Raw genomic sequence first — 2,082 nt, forward strand, 5'->3', positions numbered from 1 at the left:
ACACACCAGCCATGGGCACGCCTTGATAGCCGTCCAGGTCGAGATTCAAGTAGGGATGGAGGAGATGAGGGTCGCGCCGCATGATGTCTTGTGCCCTTCGAAAGCGACCGGCTTACCATCGTCCAGTACCATCGGGTCCCCTTCGGTGATGACGCATGACGAATGACCGTTGACTGGGCAAGTGCAAGCATCCCCCTGCCGGGCGACCGCAACGCCGTGCACAGCAACCGCACTGGACGCTGCGACGACCTTGCCGCCATGACTGGTAGAGTCGCCAACTCTGATCACGCCCGTCATGGTCTTCCTCCACATCTTGTCGTTGGCTGCCAAGTCACTGGAATCTGAATCGCTGCACTCAGTCGGTTTATCGTTCGGCCATCCAACGCCATACCGTGATGCCATACGTGGATCCAAGATTGGCCATTTTTTCGTCTGCCGCATAGGTCCGTGGAACCGCGCCGGGATCCGGTGCCTGCCAAACACCTGCTTTCGGACACGGTTGGCCTGCCTTAGCCCATAGCTCAGTATTTGCCTCAACCGGCTTAACGGTTGGGATAAGCGGATGCCAAGTTGTCGGTACGGCGAGCGTTTCAGGAGGCGGGAACATGCAGCTCTCGGTCCTGAGTTCCTCCGAGGTTTTGATAACTCGATAGACCGGCTGCATTCTTTGCCCTTTTATCGCAAAGGTCAGGCTGTGCTTTTCCAGCCCGGTGCTCGGATACCAAACGCCGGTCCAGGGAACCTCGTCGCCTGTATTGCATGCGATCGATCTATCCACAACATATTCTGGCAATGGATCCGGAAGCGCCCAGGGCAACTGTTCTTTATACCAGTTGATGTTTGAGTCATAGGATTGTGCAATTTCGTCGCCCGGGAACCCGTCATCGTCGTTGCTCCGCTCCGGGCAATTTGGATTAGGACTAAAGTAGCTTTGCGCTCCCCATAGGGCATTATGCAACGCTCTTTCGATTTCGTTGGCGTATGCCATTAATCGACTGACTCTGACATCATCAAATTCCTTATACTCATCCTCCGTCATCCAGCTGTGTAGCGGTTGTTCCATCATGCCACGCATGTCACCCGGTATGGAGTAAGCAGTATCGTATGCAAGCTGATAGTCGCCAAACTTGGCGAGCTCAGCCCCGCGTCGGAAGTTGAGTGCTCGCATCTTAAAAGTATCGAAGACCTGATTGTTCCTGCCAAAATTGACGACGTGACGTGAGACGGCCAGCGTACCGAACCAACTCATTATTTCCTCACATTCTTGCGCCGCAAATTTAAGAAACTCGGGCGAGGTGAAGAGAGACCAAATAGCAGCTTCGCGATGTAGGTTACGCATTTTCCCTCCAGTTATGGCTCTGGGACCGTGAGCAAGATACGTTTGGCCTGCTGCGCCGTGTAATCGGAAGTGCCCCAACCGGTTACGATAGGGCCATTAATGTGCGTGTCGGTTATCTTCGCGCGCAATTTGGTCGGGAGACTCTCGCCGGTCACGTCAGTAAATTCTACGCGGCGGTCTTGAGCGCCTGTATGATCCGCGAGTATTTTGCCAGTCTTGCGATCGACCCGCGGCAGCGCCTCAATCATCTTGTCCCGATTCGACGGGAAGAATACTATTTGCTCACCCCCACCTTCGAGATAGTGTTGTGTCCCATCGAGTTGTTGACTGGCGGCAGATCCGCGCCAAACAGAGAGCGATTCGCCAGCCTTGACCTCATATTCGACGAACCAACCATTCTGATTCCACTCTGGTTTGACAGCGAACTTTCTGCGCCATTCGTCACGATCTTTGAGTGCTTTGAAATCCGCTTCAGAGATCCAAAACATGCCTGCGGCCTCGTTTGACGGATCGATGATACGGTATAACTTCGTTGGCCCCGTAATTATGTCGGCTCGTATTCCCCCGTTCTTGGAAAAGGTTGCGGCTATACTTTCATCAAGCTTCGGGTGATTGGGATTTTCTTTCATTAGCTTTCGAATTTTTTCTTTTTCCATTCGCAATGGAGGGTGTTCCATTGGCCCCGCACGCTTTTTTGCCCACTTCGGCGGCATCGCATTGATCAGTTTCGCCGACCCTGACTG

Annotated in this window: 2 protein-coding genes and 1 pseudogene; all 3 read right to left on the reverse strand. The window is 53.5% G+C overall.

Annotated elements, in window-relative coordinates; genetic code table 11:
- Positions 1-45 precede the first annotated feature (45 nt).
- The gene (locus NX773_RS23390; RefSeq protein ID WP_258858634.1) at positions 46-297 is read right to left on the reverse strand and encodes a PAAR domain-containing protein; all 252 of its coding nucleotides are present in this window, start codon (positions 295-297) and stop codon (positions 46-48) included.
- 67 nt (positions 298-364) lie between these two features.
- Entirely contained in the window at positions 365-1,339 is a 975-nt protein-coding gene (locus NX773_RS23395; RefSeq protein WP_258858635.1) for a hypothetical protein, read from the reverse strand.
- Between the two features lie 11 nt (positions 1,340-1,350).
- A pseudogene (locus NX773_RS23400) lies at positions 1,351-2,082 on the reverse strand (hypothetical protein); the annotation flags it as partial.

The sequence above is a fragment of the Massilia solisilvae genome (assembly GCF_024753215.1).
In the GTDB taxonomy this organism is placed as follows: Bacteria; Pseudomonadota; Gammaproteobacteria; order Burkholderiales; family Burkholderiaceae_D; genus Telluria; species Telluria solisilvae.